General features: G+C 50.9%; 23 protein-coding genes. 11 read left to right on the top strand and 12 right to left on the bottom strand.

The genetic code is table 11. The features are described from left to right. Positions 1 to 914, top strand: a 914-nt coding sequence (locus tag ACWIZX_RS05145) for a peptidase MA family metallohydrolase (protein WP_448335031.1), incomplete at its 5' end; no start/stop codon positions are given. Continuing rightward, positions 901 to 1,197: an acylphosphatase gene (locus tag ACWIZX_RS05140; RefSeq protein ID WP_322792053.1), complete on the top strand. Its 297-nt coding sequence runs from the start codon at positions 901 to 903 to the stop codon at positions 1,195 to 1,197. The genes ACWIZX_RS05145 and ACWIZX_RS05140, both read left to right, overlap by 14 nt. 10 nt (positions 1,198 to 1,207) lie before the next feature. On the opposite strand, the gene ACWIZX_RS05135 is transcribed toward ACWIZX_RS05140, so the two are convergent. Both ACWIZX_RS05135 and ACWIZX_RS05130 read right to left on the bottom strand, forming a co-directional pair. Beyond that, positions 1,208 to 1,942, bottom strand: a complete 735-nt coding sequence (locus ACWIZX_RS05135) for a lysophospholipid acyltransferase family protein (protein ID WP_448335030.1) — start codon at positions 1,940 to 1,942, stop codon at positions 1,208 to 1,210. A 14-nt stretch (positions 1,943 to 1,956) separates the two neighbouring features. Continuing rightward, positions 1,957 to 3,312 carry an MFS transporter gene (locus ACWIZX_RS05130; protein WP_448335029.1) on the bottom strand — a complete coding sequence of 452 codons (1,356 nt, stop codon included), beginning with the start codon at positions 3,310 to 3,312 and terminating at the stop codon, positions 1,957 to 1,959. A gap of 296 nt (positions 3,313 to 3,608) precedes the next feature. Here ACWIZX_RS05130 and ACWIZX_RS05125 point away from each other — a divergent pair, with 296 nt between their 5' ends. Together ACWIZX_RS05125 and ACWIZX_RS05120 are read left to right on the top strand one after the other, a co-directional pair. Further along, positions 3,609 to 4,244 carry a deoxynucleoside kinase gene (locus ACWIZX_RS05125; RefSeq protein ID WP_448335028.1) on the top strand — a complete coding sequence of 212 codons (636 nt, stop codon included), beginning with the start codon at positions 3,609 to 3,611 and terminating at the stop codon, positions 4,242 to 4,244. Between the two features lie 38 nt (positions 4,245 to 4,282). Then, the gene (locus tag ACWIZX_RS05120) at positions 4,283 to 4,813 is read left to right on the top strand and encodes a GrpB family protein (RefSeq protein WP_448335027.1); all 531 of its coding nucleotides are present in this window, start codon (positions 4,283 to 4,285) and stop codon (positions 4,811 to 4,813) included. 62 nt (positions 4,814 to 4,875) lie between these two features. Here the strand turns inward: ACWIZX_RS05120 and ACWIZX_RS05115 are convergent, their stop codons facing one another. Further along, on the bottom strand, positions 4,876 to 5,232 hold the full coding sequence (locus tag ACWIZX_RS05115) for an RNA recognition motif domain-containing protein (RefSeq protein WP_322794011.1): 357 nt from the start codon (positions 5,230 to 5,232) through the stop codon (positions 4,876 to 4,878). Positions 5,233 to 5,390: 158 nt separating this feature from the next. Then, on the bottom strand, positions 5,391 to 5,924 hold the full coding sequence (locus ACWIZX_RS05110) for a PH domain-containing protein (RefSeq protein ID WP_448335026.1): 534 nt from the start codon (positions 5,922 to 5,924) through the stop codon (positions 5,391 to 5,393). A gap of 13 nt (positions 5,925 to 5,937) precedes the next feature. Here ACWIZX_RS05110 and arfB point away from each other — a divergent pair, with 13 nt between their 5' ends. The 7 genes from arfB to ACWIZX_RS05075 all read left to right on the top strand — a co-directional run bounded on the left by arfB (position 5,938) and on the right by ACWIZX_RS05075 (position 10,901). Further along, positions 5,938 to 6,432 (top strand): alternative ribosome rescue aminoacyl-tRNA hydrolase ArfB, encoded by a 495-nt coding sequence (gene arfB, locus ACWIZX_RS05105; protein ID WP_448335025.1) that lies wholly within the window; start codon positions 5,938 to 5,940, stop codon positions 6,430 to 6,432. 31 nt (positions 6,433 to 6,463) lie between these two features. Then, positions 6,464 to 6,673 carry a dodecin gene (locus tag ACWIZX_RS05100; RefSeq protein ID WP_322794008.1) on the top strand — a complete coding sequence of 70 codons (210 nt, stop codon included), beginning with the start codon at positions 6,464 to 6,466 and terminating at the stop codon, positions 6,671 to 6,673. A 56-nt stretch (positions 6,674 to 6,729) separates the two neighbouring features. Continuing rightward, positions 6,730 to 7,647 carry a DMT family transporter gene (locus tag ACWIZX_RS05095; protein WP_322794007.1) on the top strand — a complete coding sequence of 306 codons (918 nt, stop codon included), beginning with the start codon at positions 6,730 to 6,732 and terminating at the stop codon, positions 7,645 to 7,647. Positions 7,648 to 7,868: 221 nt separating this feature from the next. Continuing rightward, positions 7,869 to 8,435 carry an RNA polymerase sigma factor gene (locus ACWIZX_RS05090; protein WP_448335024.1) on the top strand — a complete coding sequence of 189 codons (567 nt, stop codon included), beginning with the start codon at positions 7,869 to 7,871 and terminating at the stop codon, positions 8,433 to 8,435. Beyond that, positions 8,413 to 8,952, top strand: coding sequence for a hypothetical protein (locus tag ACWIZX_RS05085; protein WP_448335023.1), 540 nt, complete (start codon positions 8,413 to 8,415; stop codon positions 8,950 to 8,952). The genes ACWIZX_RS05090 and ACWIZX_RS05085 overlap by 23 nt, the downstream gene beginning before the upstream one ends. Beyond that, positions 8,949 to 10,022 carry a hypothetical protein gene (locus tag ACWIZX_RS05080; RefSeq protein WP_322794004.1) on the top strand — a complete coding sequence of 358 codons (1,074 nt, stop codon included), beginning with the start codon at positions 8,949 to 8,951 and terminating at the stop codon, positions 10,020 to 10,022. The genes ACWIZX_RS05085 and ACWIZX_RS05080 overlap by 4 nt, the downstream gene beginning before the upstream one ends. A gap of 18 nt (positions 10,023 to 10,040) precedes the next feature. Further along, positions 10,041 to 10,901, top strand: a complete 861-nt coding sequence (locus tag ACWIZX_RS05075; protein ID WP_322794003.1) for a toast rack family protein — start codon at positions 10,041 to 10,043, stop codon at positions 10,899 to 10,901. A gap of 4 nt (positions 10,902 to 10,905) precedes the next feature. Here ACWIZX_RS05075 and ACWIZX_RS05070 read toward each other — a convergent pair whose 3' ends face one another. From ACWIZX_RS05070 to thrC, 8 genes are all read right to left on the bottom strand, one after another. Further along, positions 10,906 to 11,841 (bottom strand): hypothetical protein, encoded by a 936-nt coding sequence (locus ACWIZX_RS05070; protein ID WP_448335022.1) that lies wholly within the window; start codon positions 11,839 to 11,841, stop codon positions 10,906 to 10,908. Next, positions 11,834 to 12,475, bottom strand: a complete 642-nt coding sequence (nadD, locus tag ACWIZX_RS05065; protein WP_322794001.1) for a nicotinate-nucleotide adenylyltransferase — start codon at positions 12,473 to 12,475, stop codon at positions 11,834 to 11,836. Before nadD ends, ACWIZX_RS05070 begins: the two co-directional genes overlap by 8 nt. Beyond that, positions 12,472 to 13,740 carry a GTPase ObgE gene (gene obgE, locus ACWIZX_RS05060; RefSeq protein ID WP_322794000.1) on the bottom strand — a complete coding sequence of 423 codons (1,269 nt, stop codon included), beginning with the start codon at positions 13,738 to 13,740 and terminating at the stop codon, positions 12,472 to 12,474. Before obgE ends, nadD begins: the two co-directional genes overlap by 4 nt. Positions 13,741 to 13,832: 92 nt before the next feature. Further along, positions 13,833 to 15,149 carry a cyclic 2,3-diphosphoglycerate synthase gene (locus ACWIZX_RS05055; protein ID WP_448335021.1) on the bottom strand — a complete coding sequence of 439 codons (1,317 nt, stop codon included), beginning with the start codon at positions 15,147 to 15,149 and terminating at the stop codon, positions 13,833 to 13,835. A 44-nt stretch (positions 15,150 to 15,193) separates the two neighbouring features. Continuing rightward, a complete protein-coding gene (argS, locus tag ACWIZX_RS05050; protein ID WP_448335020.1) occupies positions 15,194 to 16,957 on the bottom strand; it encodes an arginine--tRNA ligase in 1,764 nt (587 codons plus the stop codon). A gap of 136 nt (positions 16,958 to 17,093) precedes the next feature. Beyond that, the gene (rpsT, locus tag ACWIZX_RS05045) at positions 17,094 to 17,360 is read right to left on the bottom strand and encodes a 30S ribosomal protein S20 (RefSeq protein ID WP_322791816.1); all 267 of its coding nucleotides are present in this window, start codon (positions 17,358 to 17,360) and stop codon (positions 17,094 to 17,096) included. Between the two features lie 96 nt (positions 17,361 to 17,456). Continuing rightward, entirely contained in the window at positions 17,457 to 18,356 is a 900-nt protein-coding gene (thrB, locus tag ACWIZX_RS05040) for a homoserine kinase (RefSeq protein ID WP_448335019.1), read from the bottom strand. Further along, positions 18,349 to 19,419, bottom strand: coding sequence for a threonine synthase (gene thrC / locus ACWIZX_RS05035; protein WP_448335018.1), 1,071 nt, complete (start codon positions 19,417 to 19,419; stop codon positions 18,349 to 18,351). The genes thrB and thrC overlap by 8 nt, the downstream gene beginning before the upstream one ends. Positions 19,420 to 19,602 lie beyond the last annotated feature (183 nt).

Raw genomic sequence — 19,602 nt, 5'->3', positions numbered from 1 at the left:
CAGTAGAGTACTGGTACCGCCTTGAATTAAAAAACGGCACGAACATCACCGGCGAAAAAGCCACATTCTTCTATGAGGATAATCGTAATTCATGGCAGCGGTTGTCCGCGCCCCAACTCAATATCGCCTGGCAGCAAGGTGACTTTGTCTTTGGACAACAAGCGCTGGATGTTGCTGTGCAAAGCCTGCAAAGTACGCTTTCCATCCTAGCTAGTCCCCTCCAGGATCCGGTTTCCATATACATTTACCCTTCAGCCAGAGAATTACAAACCGTTCTCAATCTCAGCCCCAGCAGCTGGGTCGCCGGTCATGCCAGCCCCGATCTTGGCGTGATTCTCGTATCCATTCCTCCCGGCCCGGATCAACGCGCTGAAATGGAACGTCAAATTCCCCATGAATTGATGCACATCCTCCAGTACCAATTAGCCGGTGAAGCCTACACCCACCTCCCGGTCTGGTTGACCGAGGGACTGGCTTCCATGGCAGAACTTTACCCCAATCCCGAATACCAGCTTGTCCTGAAAAAAGCCGCCGAGAGCGACAACCTTCTCCCCATCATCAATCTCTGCTCAGCCTTTCCGGCAGAGTTATCCGGGGCAATTCTCTCTTATGCACAATCTGCATCTTTTGTTCGTTTCCTGTACCAAAATTACGGTGCTTCCTCTTTGCGCGAATTGATAAATGCCTACAAAGACGGGTTGGGCTGCGAAGAAGGTGTTCGCAAAGTATATAATCAGTCTATTGCCCAACTGGAAACCCGTTGGCGGCAAGAATCGCTTGGAATGGACCTGGCTTCGCTGGCGTGGACCAATATTCAACCCTATTTGCTTATTTTGATTTTGATTTCACTGCCAATATTCTTGACCATTTTCACCACGGCAAGAAAGGGGTTCTCAGGCTATGCATCCAAATGACCCGCAGGTCAGACTTCATGCCATTGTCAAAGGCCGCGTGCAGGGGGTTGGGTTCCGTATGTTTGTTTTGGAAACCGCGCGGAACTTTCAACTGACCGGGTGGGTGCGCAATCGCTGGAATGGAGATGTAGAAGTAGTAGCAGAAGGCTCCCGCCCGTTTCTGGAAGAATTTTTGAGTAAGTTGCGGATCGGACCGCCGGCTGCTCATGTGACCAACGTTGAATTTGAATGGCAGCAACCGAGCGGCGAATTCAAGCGTTTCGACGTGCGGGCTACCGGCTGAACGCAAGCAGCTACTCCTCCGGATGACCATCCCAGGGATAGGCGGCCTGTGTAGCAGCCAGACTGCGTACGGTTTCGTCTTCCGAGTATATTCCGCGTTTCTCCGGTGGGATAAGTAACGCAATCTGACGCATCATCTCATGACCAATTTCCTCCAATCGATTCCGATTGCTTTCACCCCGCTCCGAAACGAAAAATGGCCCAAACGGCCGCCCAAACCGGACGGTGATTTTAGCTCTTTTCCTCCGTTTGAGCATCGGAAAAAGATCGGTCAGGCCGTCCAACCCCACCGGGAGGATTTTGGCAGGCGTTGACGAAGCCAGATACGCCGCTCCGGGACGCGCCGGACGCAAAAAACTTGCCCAGCTTCCGCCTTCGGGAAATATTCCCAACACACCTTTCAATTGCAAAACCTTGCGAGAAGCATACAGGGTATCCCGTGAGACCGAACCGCGCCGTACCGGTAAAAAGCCGTATAAACTGGCAAGCCATGTCACGCTCTGAGGAGCATTTGGCATGCGGAAGCCGCCCACATACTCAATGGGGTAAGGGACAGCCCCAATCACTGCCACGGGGTCCAGAAAACTGAAATGGTTGCCAATGACCAGCAATGGTCCTTCTTTGGGGAGATTTTCCTTCGCTTCAATCGTAAAATCAGAAAGAGCGTGGAGTGCTGCACGAATTAATGGACGCAGTGCCGAGCGGATCACTCTCCGCCGCGGATAATTAATCAACATGTCATCCATGCGCCACACCCCATTCAGGAAATTGCTTCCGGCGGTTGAGCGGTCACTTCCGGCTGAGGTTGACGGATTTTCAGCAGAAGCACCAATCCCAACACCAGAAAAGCCACAATGGAACCAATCGCTACCCGAATACCCATTTGTTCGGCGCTGACCGCGTCCATACCGCGTGCGCTTAAAAGAATGGCCGCTTCAGCCGCGATGAAACCATACACCGTTGGACCAATGAAAGAAGAGGTGCGGCCCCCCACTTCAAAAAACCCGTAAAATTCGGCGCTTTTTTCAATCGGCGCAAACTGTCCAACCAGTGTACGACTCACCGATTGGACTCCCGTCAATGCAAAACCGGCCAGTGCGCCGATGATAAAAAATATCGTCACATTTTGCACAAATAACATCCACACAATTGCACCAATCATGAGGATTAATGAAAGAATTAAGGAACGTTTAGACGACCAGCGGTCTGCCAGAATGCCGAACAAATACGCCCCTGCCACGCTGGTAACTTGGATGATAATCATGAAAATGATGAGCTGCTGCTGAGTCATGCTAAATAACACGGCTCCAATAATCGCCGCAAAATTTAACGCCATCATGATTCCGTCATTATAAATCAGAAAGGCGATGATAAATTTGATGAACTCCCGGTAATGACGCACCGCTCGAAATGTTTCCCGCAACCGCCGAGAGGCCACCTGAATGTAATTGTCACCTTTCCCCAATGGCTGAGGCTCAGCCCGTTCCCGCAGCCATAAGAACAGCGGCACAGACGATGCCAGGTAAAACACCGCTGTGATCAAAAAAGAAAAACGCACCACCGTCGTTCCTCCGATGCTCATAATCAATGCCAGAACGATCAGCAGGCAAACAATGCCGCCCAGCGAGCCAAAAGCCCAACCGTTACCGGAAACCTTTCCAATCTCTTGCGGTGTGGCAATCTCCGGTAACAGGGCATTGTAAAAGACCTGCGCCGCCCGGTAGCCAATTTCCGCAAGGATGAAAAACAACATGCCGGTAAAAATGTCACCCGGCATGACCAAAAACAATGCTGCCGTGAAAATCACCGATAAGGTTGTAAAAAACAACAAAAACTTCTTCTTCGATGCAGAAAAATCGGCCAGGGTTCCCAAAACCGGTGAGAGCACCGCCACTACCAGCATGGCAATTCCGACAGATACACCCCACAAGCGGGTGCCTTCTGATCCGCCAACAACCTGACCCTGAAAATAGGCAGAATATATGGCGAGCAAAACCACCGCGGCATAAGCCGAATTACCAAAATCGTACAAATACCATGCCCAACGCTCACGCCGGGTAGTTGGTATTCTTCTTCGGGCAGCCCGTGTTTTCGCTTGTTCCAGTGCAATAGCCATGAATCACCTCGAAATTGGATTTATTACCCTGCCAATAATTGGAGAACGATCCCTTGTCTGACCTCCCACGGGATGCCCTCGCCTAGTTTATCACAAGCCGAAATAGTTATGGTTTGTATTTCACAGGTTTTTTAAGATTGCCTCATCTGATTTAAACCCGTTTTACGGTACAAAAGTTTCGTCAACAAACCCATTCCATTCCCTCAACTTGACCTTTCATTGTATAGAACCAAATGCACGGCATCCAGTATAATTAATTCAACTTAACATTCCAGCGCAAAACGGGAGATCACCGGATGGTAAAGCGGCTCATTCTGGTAGCAGGGAATATTGGTTCGGGAAAGACTTCACTTACCGAACGTATTGGAGCAAGATTGGGATGGCGCACCGCCTACGAATCGGTATCCGATAATCCATACCTGCCGGATTTTTACCGCGATATGCGTTCATGGTCTTTTCATCTACAAATTTACTTTTTGGGTCACCGCGCTCAACAACATCTGGATATGTGGAATGATCCCCGTTCGGCAATTATTGATCGCAGCATTTACGAAGATGCTGCCATCTTTGCCCGTGCACTCCATCATCTCGGCAACCTGAACGAACGCGATTACCAGACCTATCGAAAAGTTTTCGACCTTGTCATTCGAACCCTTCCGCCTCCTTCGCTGCTAATCTACCTAAAGGCTCCGGTTGAGGTGCTGATTGAGCGCATTCGCCAACGAGGGAGAGAGATTGAAAGCAGCATCACCCCACAGTACCTTCAATTGTTGGAGTCTTTTTACGATGATTGGATGCGTACCTTTGATCTTTGCCCCGTTCTGACGATACGCACCGACGACCTCGACTTTGTTCATCAAAGTCAACATTTAGACACTGTTGTTCAGCGCATTCAAGAAAAATTGACCGGGAAAGAAGAGATTGTGTTCTGAGCAAGACATTTTTCAAGTGCGAAAGACCTTACTCAATTATGGATGTCCACAAACCATTTCGCAATTATGAACCCTTACCTCCACAACTCAAACCGGCAGACCCATTTTCCATACTGGTAGCCGATGCTGTCATCGGCATCATTCTAGAAGAATTACCCGCTTTATGGATTGAACACATCGGCAGCACTGCAGTGCCGGGACTGGCGGGCAGTGGAATTATTGACCTGATGCTGGTGTGTTCGTCTGGACAGATCCAAAACGTTGTCAAAACCCTGGAAAGGCTTGGCTTTGAAGATACTCTTTCGAATGATCCCTTGTCCTCTACATTCTTGATAAAAGTTGCCTGCTTTACCCTCGAAGGGAAAACTTATCCAATCCACGTGTACATTTTGAGCGAAGGCTCACCCAAAATCAACGATCTTCGCAACTTCCGCGATCGTCTGCGTTTGGATGCCGCCTTTCGGGCTGCCTATCAAGATCTGAAACGATCCTTTTTATCCAAAGGGGGGCTGGGTATTGCCGAATACGCCCGATTGAAAAGTGAATTTATTCAGAAAGCATTGAGTTAAAAAAAGAATGGTGTGATCTTTACCGACCACACCATGGATTAGAAGCTTCTATCCGAAAATTATTACCAGCCGCGGCGGCCGCCGCCACCCCGGTTACCGGACTTTCCGCCCCGCCGATCACTTCCGTAATTGCTCCGCCGGTCGAATCCGCTGTCAAAATTGCGCGGACCACGTTCTTCACGAGGACGGGCAGCGTTCACGGTCAAATTGCGGTTCATGAACGCTTTACCGTTCAGGTTCTGAATCGCATTTTGGGCTTCGTTTTCGTTTGCCATCTCCACGAAACCAAAACCACGTGGCTGACCGGAAAACTTGTCCTTGATCAGGTTGACAGAAGTAACCGTCCCAAAGGCAGAAAACAACTCGCGAACCCCATCTTCGGTCGCATCAAACGACAAATTGCCTACATAGATATTCATTTTTTTCCTTTTCTTTTCTGTTTGACATCCCCAAGCGCCGTTTTGCTATTGTGGTGCTGTTAGAAAACCAATGCGACCGAAAACAAAACCAAAAACCCTCAGGATGTCAGATGATGAATTACGAACGGTTGTATTGTACCACGTTTTCGGTTATTCAATCACATTTCTTCACGAAAGATTAACCCATATTTCTTGCGCGCTGCCAGCCATGCTTTGCGCAGCAATTCATAAACCTCCTGCGGATTTTTGATATTCCTCAGCACAATTTCCTCATGAGAGGGGTCGGCGCCTTTGATGCGGATATCGCCGATATCCAGAATCCTTTCTCCAACCGATTGCGCGAAGTCAATATCCTGAACGCGAATCAGCTCATAATTTTCATAATCTTTTCCCAAAAGCCCCCTCACCACTTTAATCCGTTCGCTGGTTATCACATAATATTCCACCAGCGAGAGTAACGGCCTGCCTTTCCACAAGACCTGCTCCTCATCACCGCTATCAGCAAAACGGGTGAGTTGATCATCCGCATCCGACCCAATCACCTCATCCATCACCACCAGCATTTGAGCCGTAATTGCATCCACCAGTTTATTCTGGTCATCACTCGAAAGGGATGTCATGTTCACGCCGCTTTGAGCAATTGCCTGCCAGGCAGCCGCTTTGACTTTGTTGCGTACCTGTTCCAGCTCCATCGTCAGTCTCCTTTTGAAAAACAAAATTGATTTTCTAAACAAATTATATCTGAAAGCAAATCCATCCTGTTATACTTATGATATGCCCAGCCAGCCAGACCCGATCCAAATTCCAGAAGATGAAATTGAGTTCGATTTCATCCGCGCTTCTGGCCCGGGTGGACAAAATGTCAATAAAGTATCCACCGCGGTTCAATTACGCTTTAATATTCGGGCATCTTCCACCCTGCCGGATGAGGTAAAAGAAAGGTTAATTCAATTAGCCGGACAAAAAGTCACTGATGAAGGGGTCTTAATTCTGGAAGCAAAACGCTATCGAACTCAAGAACAAAATCGCACGGATGCTTTACGGCGATTGAATGAGTTAATCCAGCAAGCCTTGCTCATACCCAAAACACGGAAACCTACCCAGCCAACCATTACGGCGAGGGCTGCTCGCCGCACATCAAAGCAGCACCGCAGTCAGTTAAAACGCTGGCGGCGTTACATTCCAGAAGACTGGGAGTAATTCTCGACTATCTTCATTTTGAGAGGGAAAAATGGCCCAACACACCTATAAACTGATTGAAATTACTGGAACATCTCCAACCAGCATTGAAGACGCCATTCAAACCGCCGTAGCCCGCGCTGCCCAAACCATCCGCCATATGCAATGGCTGGAAGTTGTCGAAATTCGCGGCAGAATTGAGGAAGAACAGGTCAAACAGTGGCAGGTTACCTTCAAGGTGGGCTTTACGCTCGAAGAATAGGTCAGCAGCTCCAGGAAATTCCTTTTTCGCCTTCAACGCCATCGGGAATTCGAACAATGCCGCTCACGCTGAAACATGGATTCAAACCCGCCCCACCGGAACGGATCAAATCTGATGCTATTCTTCTGTTCGTTTCGTTCATTTGGGGCAGCGGATTTATCGCCCAAAGTATTGCCGCCCAAAGCATGGGGCATTTCACCTTTAACGGTGTGCGATTCTGGATTGGAACGCTTTTCCTTGCCGCTCTTTTAGGCAAGAAAGTTCGTCTGGAGCGTAAAAATTGGGGAGGTGTTCTCACAGCGGGAGTGCTGCTTTTCACTGCCAGCACTTTTCAGCAAATTGGCTTGAAAACCACAACCGCCGCCAATGCCGGATTTCTTACTGGACTCTATGTTGTCATCATCCCTTTACTGTTGTGGCTTTTTTGGCGCGAGGTCATCCATTGGACTACATGGGTGGCGGCTTTTCTGGCAGTCCTTGGTACGCTTTTCCTCAGTACCGGTGGCGCATTTGAACCGGCTCCCGGCGATTGGTATGAGCTGGCGGGTGCCTTTATATGGGCAGGGCATGTCATCGTGGTGGGCAGGATGGCGCGCCGCATGGATAATTTACAATTCGCAATGGGGCAGTTTGCCATCACGGCATTCCTGAATACCATCGGAGCCGTACTTTTTGACCGTTTCACCGCTCCCCAACCTCAGGCATGGTGGGCGGTGTTTTATTCGGCCGTGTTTCCGGTAGGTTTGGGTTTTACTTTACAAGTTGTTGGTCAACGCAACGCCCCCACTACCGATGCCGCTATCCTGTTCAGCATGGAAGCCGTCTTTGCCGCTCTATTGGGATACTTACTGCTTGGTGAACAGCTCTTCCCTCTGCAAATTTTTGGATGTGTGCTTATTTTCAGCGCAATGTTGCTGGCACAATTTCGAGAATTTTTACCTGCTACAATTCACCAAAAAGAGCCTTCGGATTAGAATTTTTCTTGCTCAGCCGCATTCACATCGCAAGTTCATTCTAGTGGTCATCGCTGAACTCGCCTTTGGTACAGGTATTTGTTGACCTGACTATGTTATGATGAGAACAGGTTAAGAGATTTCGCTCAAAAACCTGTTCCATGCAACTAATCCGCTCGGGTTGCGTATATGGTACTAGAACAAGAGCGCAGGAGCAGTCGGTGATCAATCACGAGATGGACATGCTCATCCGAGCACAAAACGGGGATGAGGAAGCCTTTACAAGCCTTGTTCTGCAATACCAGAACCCCGTTTACAATTTGTGCTACCGAATGCTGGGAAACGCGCAAGAAGCAGAGGACGCCGCGCAGGAAACTTTTTGGAGAGCTTTTCAGGCAATTCGCCGCTATGATCGCAATCGGTCTTTTGCAACCTGGTTACTCTCCATTGCCGCCCACTACTGCATTGACCAGCAACGGAAAAAACGGATCACCACTATGGAAATTGAGGATTGGATGGAAGAAGTTATCCCCGACCACACTCCCGAACCCGAAAAACAAGTCCGGGAAAACGAAGAACGACAATCTATACAATCGCTTCTTTCTTCCCTCAATCCTCAAGATCGGGCTGCTGTCATCCTGCGCTACTGGTACGAGTGCTCTGAAGAGGAAATCAGTCAGGCTTTGCAACTTTCAGTGAGTGCTGTAAAGAGCCGGCTGCATCGTGCGCGCCTGCGATTGGCGCAGCAATATCAGAGCCAGCATTACGCCATGACCGAGAGGATTCATGATGAGTCACCTGCCTTTTGAAAACTGGATCTTCAACCGTGAAAACCTGACCTCTGATCAAATTGCAGAGTTAGAAGCCCATCTCAAATCCTGCCAGCACTGTAACCGGATTCAGTCCGGCTGGAGCGAGGTGGAACAACTGCTGCAAAAGCCCCCGCTCACTCCAGCACCTACCCAGTTTGTCAACCGCTTTCAGGCAAGCCTTGCCCAAAGAAAAGCACTTCAGCAAAAAAGGCAGATTCGAGCTGTTTTCATTGGCCTGGGTAGCGCCTTTGTTCTGCTGAGCATTGCTTTTATAGTTCGACTCCTCTGGATTATTCCACCTGCCCAACTGCTTTCAGACATGATCGGCTGGGTTGCGCTTGCTCCTCAACGCTGGTCTGAAATCCAGTACATTTTCTTTTACTGGGCCGGTCAAATCCCCCCGCTCGCGCTTATGGTGTTCGTTTTCCTGTTGGCAGGCTGGTCAACCTTATTGCTTGGCTTATGGTTCCTGACGCTTCAGCGCCTATCCCATCTAGGAGTACATGAACAATGAAAAAAATAGCGCTCTTCACATTTCTTATCCTCACAATTCTCATCACACTGGCAACCCCGGCAATTGGACTGGCACAAACCCCTCCCCCACCGGGAGAACAATTTAATGGGGATCAACTGATTTTTGGTGAAAACTATGTTTTGCGCTCTTCCCAAACCCTGAACGGCTCGCTGGTCATCATTGGGGGAAACGCAATCATTGAACAGGATGCCAAAGTCACCGAAGACATTGTCATTTTGGGCGGCAACCTTCAAGTGGATGGTGAAGTTGACGGGGATATCAGCGCCATTGGCAGCAATGTCAACCTGAACGAAACCTCGTTTGTACGGGGTGGCGTTCAAATCATTGGGGGAGCGGTCAGCCAGGCCGAAGGTTCAACGGTTTTGGGGGGCATCAATCGGCTTAACCCGCAAACGTTGATGTTCAATTTTGACCGGTTTGATTTCACACCACCCGGCAGCCCCTCACCTCTGCGCCTTTTCACCTCATGGATGAGGGATGCCCTGTCAAACATTTTGCGCATCCTGGCAATGGCTGTTCTGGCTCTGGTAGTGGCTCTGCTGATGCCTCGTCCGCTGCGGGTGATTGGCAACACAATTTCCGATCAAACATTGCTGAGCGGCGGTATCGGGTTGTTGACGCTGGTCGTTGCGCCTTTTGTCCTGATTGTGTTGATCATTACCATCCTGCTGATCCCGGTGGCACTGATTGGCATGCTGGTCCTCGCCCTTGCCCTGCTGATCGGCTGGGTTGCGGTCGGCTACCTGATTGGCGAGCGCATCGCCAGTATGTTGAAAACCCAATGGGTGGAAGCCGTTTCTGCCGGCATCGGCACGCTGGTGTTGGGGCTCATCGTCTGGTTATTGGGTTATTTATTCTGTCTGGGCGGTTTAATGTCCCTGCTGGTTGCCAGCGTTGGTCTGGGCAGTATCATTCTCACCCAATTTGGTACTAAAGCTTACCCGCAGCCGCCAACGGTAGTCTATGTCCCTGCCTCAACACCCCCTACCCCGCCGCCTGCTGCTCCAATATCACCAGAAGAATTCTCTCCATCTCCGAAAGAAGATTAATTGGGTAAAAGGCCTGTTATGAAAATTCAAAATAAACATCTTGCTCTTTTTCCTTTGATTGCGATTGTGTTCAGCTCGCTGGCCTGTTCCTTCACCGTCAATATGCCGGAAGCCAAAACCGGAGCAACCCAAACTTTCACCGTTAGCGAAGCACCGCCTGAAGATGCCCATACTGCCAAAGTTTCCATTGAAATGGGAGCCGGGGAATTGGACATTCAGGGCGGCGGCGAAAAGCTGGTCGAAGGTGAAATTCAATACAATATCTCGGAATGGAAACCGGAAGTCATCCGTGATGGACGAAGTCTGATCATCCGGCAGGGCCGCAGGGATAACCTGCGGATCCCGACCAGGGATGTTGTCAATCGCTGGCAGTTGAAATTGGGCAGCACCCCCTTAGAACTGGATATTGCTGCCGGAGCTTACCAGGGCACGCTCAACCTGAGCGGTGTTGCCCTGACCCGCCTGAACATTCAGGATGGAGCCAGTCAGGCAGAGGTGCGCTTTGACCAACCCAATCCGGTGCGCATGGAAAGCCTGCGCTATCGAACCGGGGCTTCGGAAGTTTCCCTCTACGGACTGGGAAATGCCAGCCCGGCCTTCTTGAACTTTGAAGGCGGAACAGGTTCTTATACGCTTGACTTTTCTGGCAGTCTGCAACAAGATCTGGATGCCAGCATCACTGCCGGGGTGAGCAGCCTGAAAATTATCATCCCCGCCGGAACACCAGCGCGGGTTGTCATCAGCGGCGGTTTGAGCAACGTTCAACCGCGTGGTACATGGCGCATCGCCAATAATGTGTATGAAACGGATGGAAACGGCCCAAAAATTGAAATTAACCTCAATATGGGCGTTGGAAATCTGGAATTGATTACCCAGTAATCCATTACCGGCAGCCGTCCACCCCAAAAATATAAAGATTTTCAGCGGTTCTCACCGCAATTAACTGCCCGTCAGCCGACCATTTGGACTCGGCGACGGGCAGCGTTTCCATTGGCAAAGCTGCTTTGGTACTGGCAGTCAGATCGCCAATCCAGGCAACATTCGTCCGATCCGTGAAAAATACCCGCCGGGCATCCGGTGACCAGTTGGCGTTACGCCAGTTGCGGTTGGGAACCACACCCGGCTGGTTGAGGACAATTCTTAAGCTGGTATCCTGTCCCGGGCGTGACTCTTCCAGCACGGTTTTTACTCCACTGAGCAGATTGTATTCCAAGTAACGCACACAATCCACCCCACAACTTTCGGAAATTTGCAGCACTTGATCGGAACGCCAGCCCACAATTCCTTTCAGGCTGGAAAATTCGTCGGTCACCGCAACATCATACAGATCCAGCGTTCTCCCATCCGCAAGAGAATAGACCCCCACAGAATACTGCGCTTCCGCCGGCCGGAGGATAACAAAAGCAATCTTTTCTCCCGAGGGGGACCAGGTCAAATCTCCGGCAACACGGATATCTTTCGTTCGCCGGCTTTCTCCTTTGAGCACATTCAGAATGACCAGATCCCCCTGATACCAGCCCCAACTATCGTTGACCGGCGTTATAAAAGCAAGATGAGCGGAATCCTTCGACCAGGCAAGCATATCACCCATTTGCCGGTCGGTTTGAATGACAACAGCCTGTTGAAGCAGACAGGCACGACTCGGGATAACCGCCAACCCGTCATTGGTTAAGTCGGCAGCCACAAATGCGGTAGGCGTGATTTCGGTGACCGCCTGATTACCGGCAAGCGGTGTGCAGGCTGCTGATAGCCACAAGAGCGAACCCCACCACAAACATTTGACCAGTAAATTACGCAGGTTCATCTGGGATTTACACATCCGAATCTGCAATCGCAGAAGAGAACGGTTGCCGATAAAGTTTCAATTCCTCAATTAAGCGAAAAACAGCGGGAGGAACATAATAGCGGTAAGCCCGCCCTGCTGCAATCCGCTGACGGATTTGGCGCGCCGAAATTTCTAACAAGGGAGCTTCGATGAAGCAAATTTTAGCAGATAAACCGGAAATTTTCTGCTCCAAATTCCTCAAATCCACCTGATCACCCGGCCGCCGCATGACGCCTAACCCATCAATCAATTCAATCAGCCGCCGGGGCTGAAACCAGGTCGGCAAGTCGTGCAGTGAGTCCCCGCCGATCAAATAGAAGAATTCAGCCGATGGGTACTGTTCTTTCAGGATTTTCACCGTATCCACCGCATAATGCGGGCCGGGACGATCCATATCCACGCGGCAAAGTTCAAAGGATGGATTATCGCCGATCGCCGCCATCAGTAGCTTCATGCGGATGGCCAGCGGAGAAATGCTTTGATCCTGTTTATGAGGCGGGTCGGGAGTCAAAACCCATAACAGACGGTCAAGCCGCAGCTGATCCTGCGCTTCGGCAGCCAGAATCAGATGACCGACATGTGGAGGGTCAAACGTCCCGCCAAAAATGCCGATACGTTCCCTCGTCATTCCTGCCATTCCAATTCGTAATCATCGCCGATATAGACCGTATCCCCGTTTTGAATGCCCATTTCGCGCAGTTTTTCTTCAACCCCCAAACGTTCAATCAACCGTTGAAAACGGCGCACCGAACCTTCAAATTCCCAATAAGTCATCGCTGCTGCCCGTTCAATGGCTGCCCCTTTGACTTTGAAGCCGCCATCCGGGGTGCGGCTGATGGTGAATTCCCGTGGATCATCGCCCGGCCGGTAGACGGGAAGCTCTTCTCGCCTTTGAGGCTCAGGCGCTGTTTTGAGCAACTCCACGCACCGCCACAGCAGCGGTTCAAGCCCGATGTGTGCCAAAGCCGAGATGGCATAGGGTTGCTGCACGCCTTTCTTCTCCAATTCGGTGCGGAGGGTCTCCCAGCGTTGTTGCACTTCGGGTAGGTCAATTTTATTCAATGCCACAATCATCGGCTTTTGCACCAGTTGCGGGTCAAACAACGCCAGTTCCGCATTGATTTGACTGAAATCCGCCAGCGGATCGGCAGATTGACCATCCAGCAGGTGAATCAATACCCGTGTGCGCTGAATATGACGCAAGAACGCATCACCCAACCCAACGCCTTGATGAGCACCCTCAATCAACCCCGGAATATCAGCCAGAATCAGACTGGTGTTTTCGTCCAGATCCGCCACTCCCAGATTGGGTTCCAGGGTTGTGAAAGGATAGTCGGCAATTTTAGGTCTGGCGTTGGTCACCGCCGCAAGTAAACTGGATTTGCCCGCATTGGGCACCCCCACAATCCCCACATCGGCAATCAATTTCAATTCCAACCGCAGGTTTCTTTCCTCACCGGGTTCGCCCTTTTCGGCAATTCGTGGTGCCTGATTGCGGGGTGTTGCAAAACGGGCGTTTCCGCGTCCGCCGCGCCCACCCTTACACACCACCAGCCGTTGTCCGGGTTCCACCAGGTCACCCAACAATTCTCCAGTGTCGGCATCGTAAACCACAGTACCGGGCGGAACAGGGATAATTAAATCCTCTGCCGATTTACCGGTCATGTTGTTGACTCCCCCTTTTGCGCCATCCTGTGCAATGAACTTACGTTGATACCGAAAGTTCACCAGCGTATTCAGGGTTGGGAGTACTTCCAAAATCACATCGCCGCCGCGCCCGCCATCTCCCCCATCCGGGCCACCGCGGTTTACATACTTTTCCCGATGAAAATGGACAAAACCATCTCCCCCTTTACCGGAACGAACGTATATTACAGCCTCGTCAATGAACATCGCTTTACCAGACTATCCGCCTTGGTCTTCCCCCACTCTGCTTTGGCAGAATGGGGGAAGGTCAGGCTCAGGTTATTCTCCTGAAATTCGATTCACTTGCCAAACTTGGCTTTCAAAACATCTTCTAGGGTCGGTTGCCCAATCTCCTGCAATTCATAGCGGACACGCTGCATGGGCTTGCGAATCTTAATCACACGATTCAGGTCAATTGGTGTCGCCGAAATGACCAGATCCACATCGGAGTTATTGATGGTTTGTTCCAAATCGCGCATTTGCTCTTCGCCGTAGCCCATTGCCGGCAAAATCGGGCCTGTGGTAGTGTACTTCTGGTAGGTCGCAGCAATTGAACCAACCGCAAACGGACGGGGATCTACAATTTCGGCTGCGCCAAACCGGCGGGCAGCCACCCAGCCCGCCCCGTAAGCCATCTCACCATGCGTCAGAGTTGGGCCGTCCTCGATGACCAGCACGCGTTTTCCGCGGATTTCCTCTGGACGATCCACAAACAGGGGGGATGCGCCTTCAATGATCGTTGCTTTTGGGTTAAGCGCCGAGAGGCTTTCCCGCACAGCTATGACCGCATCCGGGCTGGCCGTATCCACTTTATTGATGACAAACACATTTGCGCGGCGCACGTTGGTTTCCCCGGGGTGATAGCGCACTTCGTGCCCCGGTCGGTGGGGATCAGCAACCACAATTGCCAGATCATCCTGATAGAAGGGGAAGTCATTATTCCCGCCATCCCACAGAATAATATCCACTTCCTGCTCGGCCTGTCTCAAAATCCGTTCATAATCCACGCCTGCGTAGACAATCACGCCATTATCGAGGTGCGGTTCATACTCTTCGCGTTCCTCAATGGTGCATTCGTGCTTGTCCAGATCGCTGTAATCGGCAAAGCGTTGAACCGCCTGCTTTACCAGATCACCATAAGGCATCGGATGACGAATCGCCGCCACCTTGAATCCCATGTTGATCAAGATTTTGGAGACGCGGCGGGTGGTTTGGCTCTTGCCCGAGCCGGTGCGCACTGCACAAACCGAAACAACCGGCTTATTGGACTTGAGTTGTGTTCCCCGCACACCCATCAGGCGAAAATCCGCCCCGGCTGCCAACACTTCCGAGGCTTTGTGCATCACATATTCATGGGAAACATCACTATAAGCAAACACCACCTGGTCTGCCTTCAAAGTGCGGATTAAATCAGACAGTTCGCTTTCCGGGTAAATCGGAATTCCTTGCGGATAGAGGCTGCCCGCCAGTTCAGCAGGATAGCGGCGACCTTCGATATTCGGAATCTGGGTCGCCGTAAAAGCGACTACCTGATAGTCCGAATTGTCGCGGAAAAAGACATTGAAGTTATGGAAGTCTCTTCCCGCTGCACCCATGATGATCGTTCGAATAGCCATACTTTTTATTTCTCCTTTGAATGTGAATAAGATTGAGAATCTGTTCACATCGCTTGTGGGGCTGTGATGCCCAGCAAAGTCAGGCTGTTGGCAATTGCCTGACGTGTTGCCGCAGTTAGGCGCAACCGAAAATTGCGCACCGCTTCTTCCGCTTGCAATACCGGACACTGGGTATAAAAGTCGTTGAACGCTTTTGCCAGTTCGTATGCATAAGTTGCAATCCACAATGGACGAAGTTCACCGGCTGAACGCTGTACTTCAGCCGGCAAGCGGGAGATCAGATTGATCAATTCAACTTCCTGTGGTGTAAGCGGTTCAGTTACTTTTGCTTCTTCTGGCAGGGGTTGACCTGCCTTACGCAATATGCTGCCGGCTCGCACATACGCATATTGTATATATGGCGCTGCCTGACCGTTGAAATCAAGGGCTGACTGCCAATCAAAGGTGACAACTTTGGTGTTCTCCCTTGCCAGCATCGGGTACTTGATGGCGCCAATGCCAACTGCCTGAGCAATTTTCAACTTCACCTCTTCGCTCAGGTCGGGGTTCTTCTCGCGTACTACCGCCAGCGCCCGGGTGGTAGCCTCACGAATTAAATCCTCCAGCAGCACAACCGTACCTTCACGGGATGCCATGACCACATTACCCGGCAAAATGACCAGTTCATAAGGAATGTGCTGGCAGCGGCTTGCCCACTCGTAGCCGGCCAGTTCCAGCGTTTTGAAAACCTGCTGGAAGTGTAAGGATTGACGTACATCCACCACATAATATGAGCGGCTTAAGTCGGGATAGTCACTGAATTTCTTTTTCGCCAGCGCCAGATCTTCGGTAGCGTAAAGGGCGGTGTTGTCTGAACGCAGCACCACAAGAACCCGGTACTTTTCTGTTTTTAATCCCAGTAATTCGTCCAGTTTGACCACCACAGGGCCATCCGGGCGTTCATCCACCGCAATCCCTTTGGCAATCAACTCATTGACAATTTCTTTTCCGGGGTGTTCCACCTGACTGTTGAAATAATACACGTCAAAGTGAATATCCAGCTGGCGGTAAATCTCCTCAAAACCATCGAGCGACCACTGGCGTGTTTCTTCCCACAAAGCCACCACCTCAGGGTCGCGCCGATCCCAACGAGCATACAGGGCACGCACTTCATTTTCCAGTTCTGGTTTTTCTTCCAGTCGCCGATTGGCTTCGGCATAAATATCCCCCATCCAGCGGGTAATATCACTGGCAGGTTTTTCTCCACGGTGAAAGTTCATATAGCACCACAGCCACTTGATGACATGCAAACCAATATCACCGGGATAGTTGGCGCGCACCACCGAAAAACCGGCGAAATCCAGCAGGCGGCTGATGACATCCCCCAAAATGGCACTGCGTAAATGCCCCACATGAAAGGCCTTATGGGTGTTGGGCTGAGAAAATTCCACCATCACGCGCTCGTTGCGGGGTGCACCCTTACCAAAATTTTCTCCCTGTTGCAGTACCGTGTTGACGACCTGGGTTGCATAAGTGCTTTGCAAAAAGTAAATATTCAAATAGCCGTTCACCGCTTCAACTTTTTCAAAACCTTGCGGTGTTCCCAAATAGGCGGCAATCTGACTGGCCAGTTCAGCTGCACGGGAATTGACGTTGACCTTTTTTCCCTGCCGTGCCTCCTGAGCAGCTAATTGAAAAAAGGAAGTGGATATACCCCAGTGACCACTGAATGGAATCCACTTCCATTGAAATTCCACCTCAGGTAGTTGATTTTCCCGACAGAAGGTTTTAATTTTTTGCGTAATTGCTTGCTGTTCTCTTTCGAACATGCTTAAACCCTTGAAAGAAAGATGCCGGAATGAACGAAAGAATTATAACACGCCCATCTTTTGCATTGGTGAAAGAAAATCAAAAGCGGGAGACATGCCTCCCGCTATGGATATATTATCATAAAGAATCGTGGTTTTACTTGTTGAGAGCAGCCAGGCGCTTCATCAAGCGGCTTTTGCGGCGGGCGGCATTGTTTTTATGAATCACACCTTTTTCAGCAGCCTTATCCAGTGCTTTGACTGCCAGAATGACCGCCTCGCGGGCTTCGGGAGTCTCACCGGTGTCAATTGCCACCCGAGCTTTGGAAATGGCTTTACGGGCTGCACCGCGGAAAAAGCGGTTGCGCAGCCGGCGTTTTTCGTTTTGCTTATTGCGCTTGATTTGTGACTTGATGTTAGCCAAATTACTTCCTCCAAAAAAACGTTCAATCCATTGCGAAGCCCAATTTTACTCGAAAGATGCGGTTTTGTCCAGAAAAAATTTGCGGATCATCCATTTTCATCCATACCAACGAGCTGCCTGCATGGTTGGAGTAAAGTGATAGCAGCGGGTGTTAACGCCAGCATTCCGAAAGGCCGCCTGAATGGCATTCGCAACCGCATAAGCATTGTCATTGGCAAAGGCAATCACACTCGGTCCAGCGCCAGATAAAGCAGCCGCCGCCCCGAGCTCACGCGCAGCCAGTACGGCAGCATGACTGCCGGGGATTAGGGGAAAACGATAAGGCTGGTGGATTCGATCATCCATGGCGGTCAACAGTAAGCGCCGGTCACCTTCGCGCAGCGCATCAATCAGCAGCGCAAGACGATTGAGGTTAAAAATGGCATCAGCGCGAACAATTTTTTCCGGCAGTGCGGCACGCGCCTCACGGGTAGGCAGCCGTACTTCTGGAACAACCGCCACAACGTTTAACGCTGGTAAAGGGTAAGGCCGAACAACAGGAGGATGAACATCGGCCGCCACCAGCACCAAACCACCGAACAAAGCCGCTGCCGCATTATCGGCATGGCCTTCGATGTCAATCGTCATACGCAGCAATTCTAATTTACTGAGCGGCTGCCCCAGAAAGAAATTGGCAGCAATCAGACCGGTCAAAATCGCCGCCGTGCTCGATCCCAGTCCGGAACTCACGGGGATAAGGTTGTGACATTCAATTTGCAAATCTCGCGGCATGGTTGCCTCGCGACGCACGTAAAGCGCTGTAAAAGCTTGCACCACCAGATTGCCCGAATCTTCCGGTAATTGCCCGGCGCCCTCCCCCTTCACACATACCTGGATTCCATCCCCTCCGATCCGAAAGGTGGTGGTGTTCCACAAATCCAACGCCAGCCCTAAACAATCGAAACCCGGACCCAGGTTGGCCGAGGTGGCGGGAACCGTTACGACCAGCTCATTCATGGTTTTCCTCCCCTAATATAATCTCTTCCAATTGGCCCATATCCGGTTGCACAATTTTCGGGCTGCTGAATTGCCTGACGATAATGTCCGGGTCCTTCAACCCATGCCCCGTACAAACAGCAACAACCCGCTTGCCTTTCAGGTTAATCTGCTTTTGATAAATCTCCTGAGCCAGACCCGCCAGTCCAGCTGACGAAGCGGGTTCCACCCATACACCGTGCAAAGCCAGACGACGCTGCATTTGCAGGATTTGCTCATCCGTTACGGCAATGATTTTTCCACCCGATTCTTCTGCTGCCTGCAGGGCTTGCTCCCCGCGCGCCGGGCGACCAATCCGGATTGCCGTTGCCACCGTTTCGGGACGCTCAACTGGATGCCCCAAAACCAGTGGGGCAGCACCCCAGGCCTGCACCCCCAACAATTTTGGTAAACCGCTCTGTTTGGCTTGATGATACTGGCAAAAACCCATCCAGTAAGAGGTGATGTTTCCAGCATTGCCAACCGGCAGGCAAAGCCAGTCCGGCGCGCCGTTGAGAAGGTCAACAATCTCAAATGCGGCAGTTTTCTGACCTTCCAAACGGTAAGGGTTGAGCGAATTGACCAGTCCTATCGGGTGTTTCTGGCTGATTTCCACCACCAGATTCAAGGCATCATCAAACGAACCGTCAATTTGAATCACATCAGCACCGTAGGCAATTGCACCGGCCAGTTTTCCGGCTGCCACCTTGCCTTGTGGGATGATTACAATGGCACGCCGGCCGGCGCGGGAGGCATAAGCAGCTGCCGAGGCTGCCGTGTTGCCGGTAGAAGCGCAGATTACCGCCTTGACTCCCCGCCCCACTGCCTCACTGATGGCTACCGTCATGCCACGATCCTTGAACGAACCGGTTGGGTTCATTCCTTCGAACTTAATCCACAATTCAAACCCGCCGCCCAGTTCTTCTGCCAGCCCTGGCATGGGAATCAGAGGTGTATTCCCTTCCAGAAGACTGACCACTTCAAGATGATCAGGAACATCCAGCCATTCTCGATATCGTTCGATGACACCACGATAAGTTTCCAAGACGACCTCAACCAGAAAGAATTATAGAACGCACTATCATTGCGAACAGGACGGGGTAATTGTCCTGTTCGCAATAACTTGGGTTGATGTTATTTTATTTTAACGTCAATTCGGGATAAATCATTTTTACATCAACTTTCGAGTTTCGTCCCCCTCCCGCCTCCCCCAAAATCGCAGGCGCGA

This window comes from Bellilinea sp. (assembly GCF_053501535.1).
Note: the sequence above shows the minus strand (reverse complement) of the source record. Positions and strands in the feature narration are given on the sequence as shown.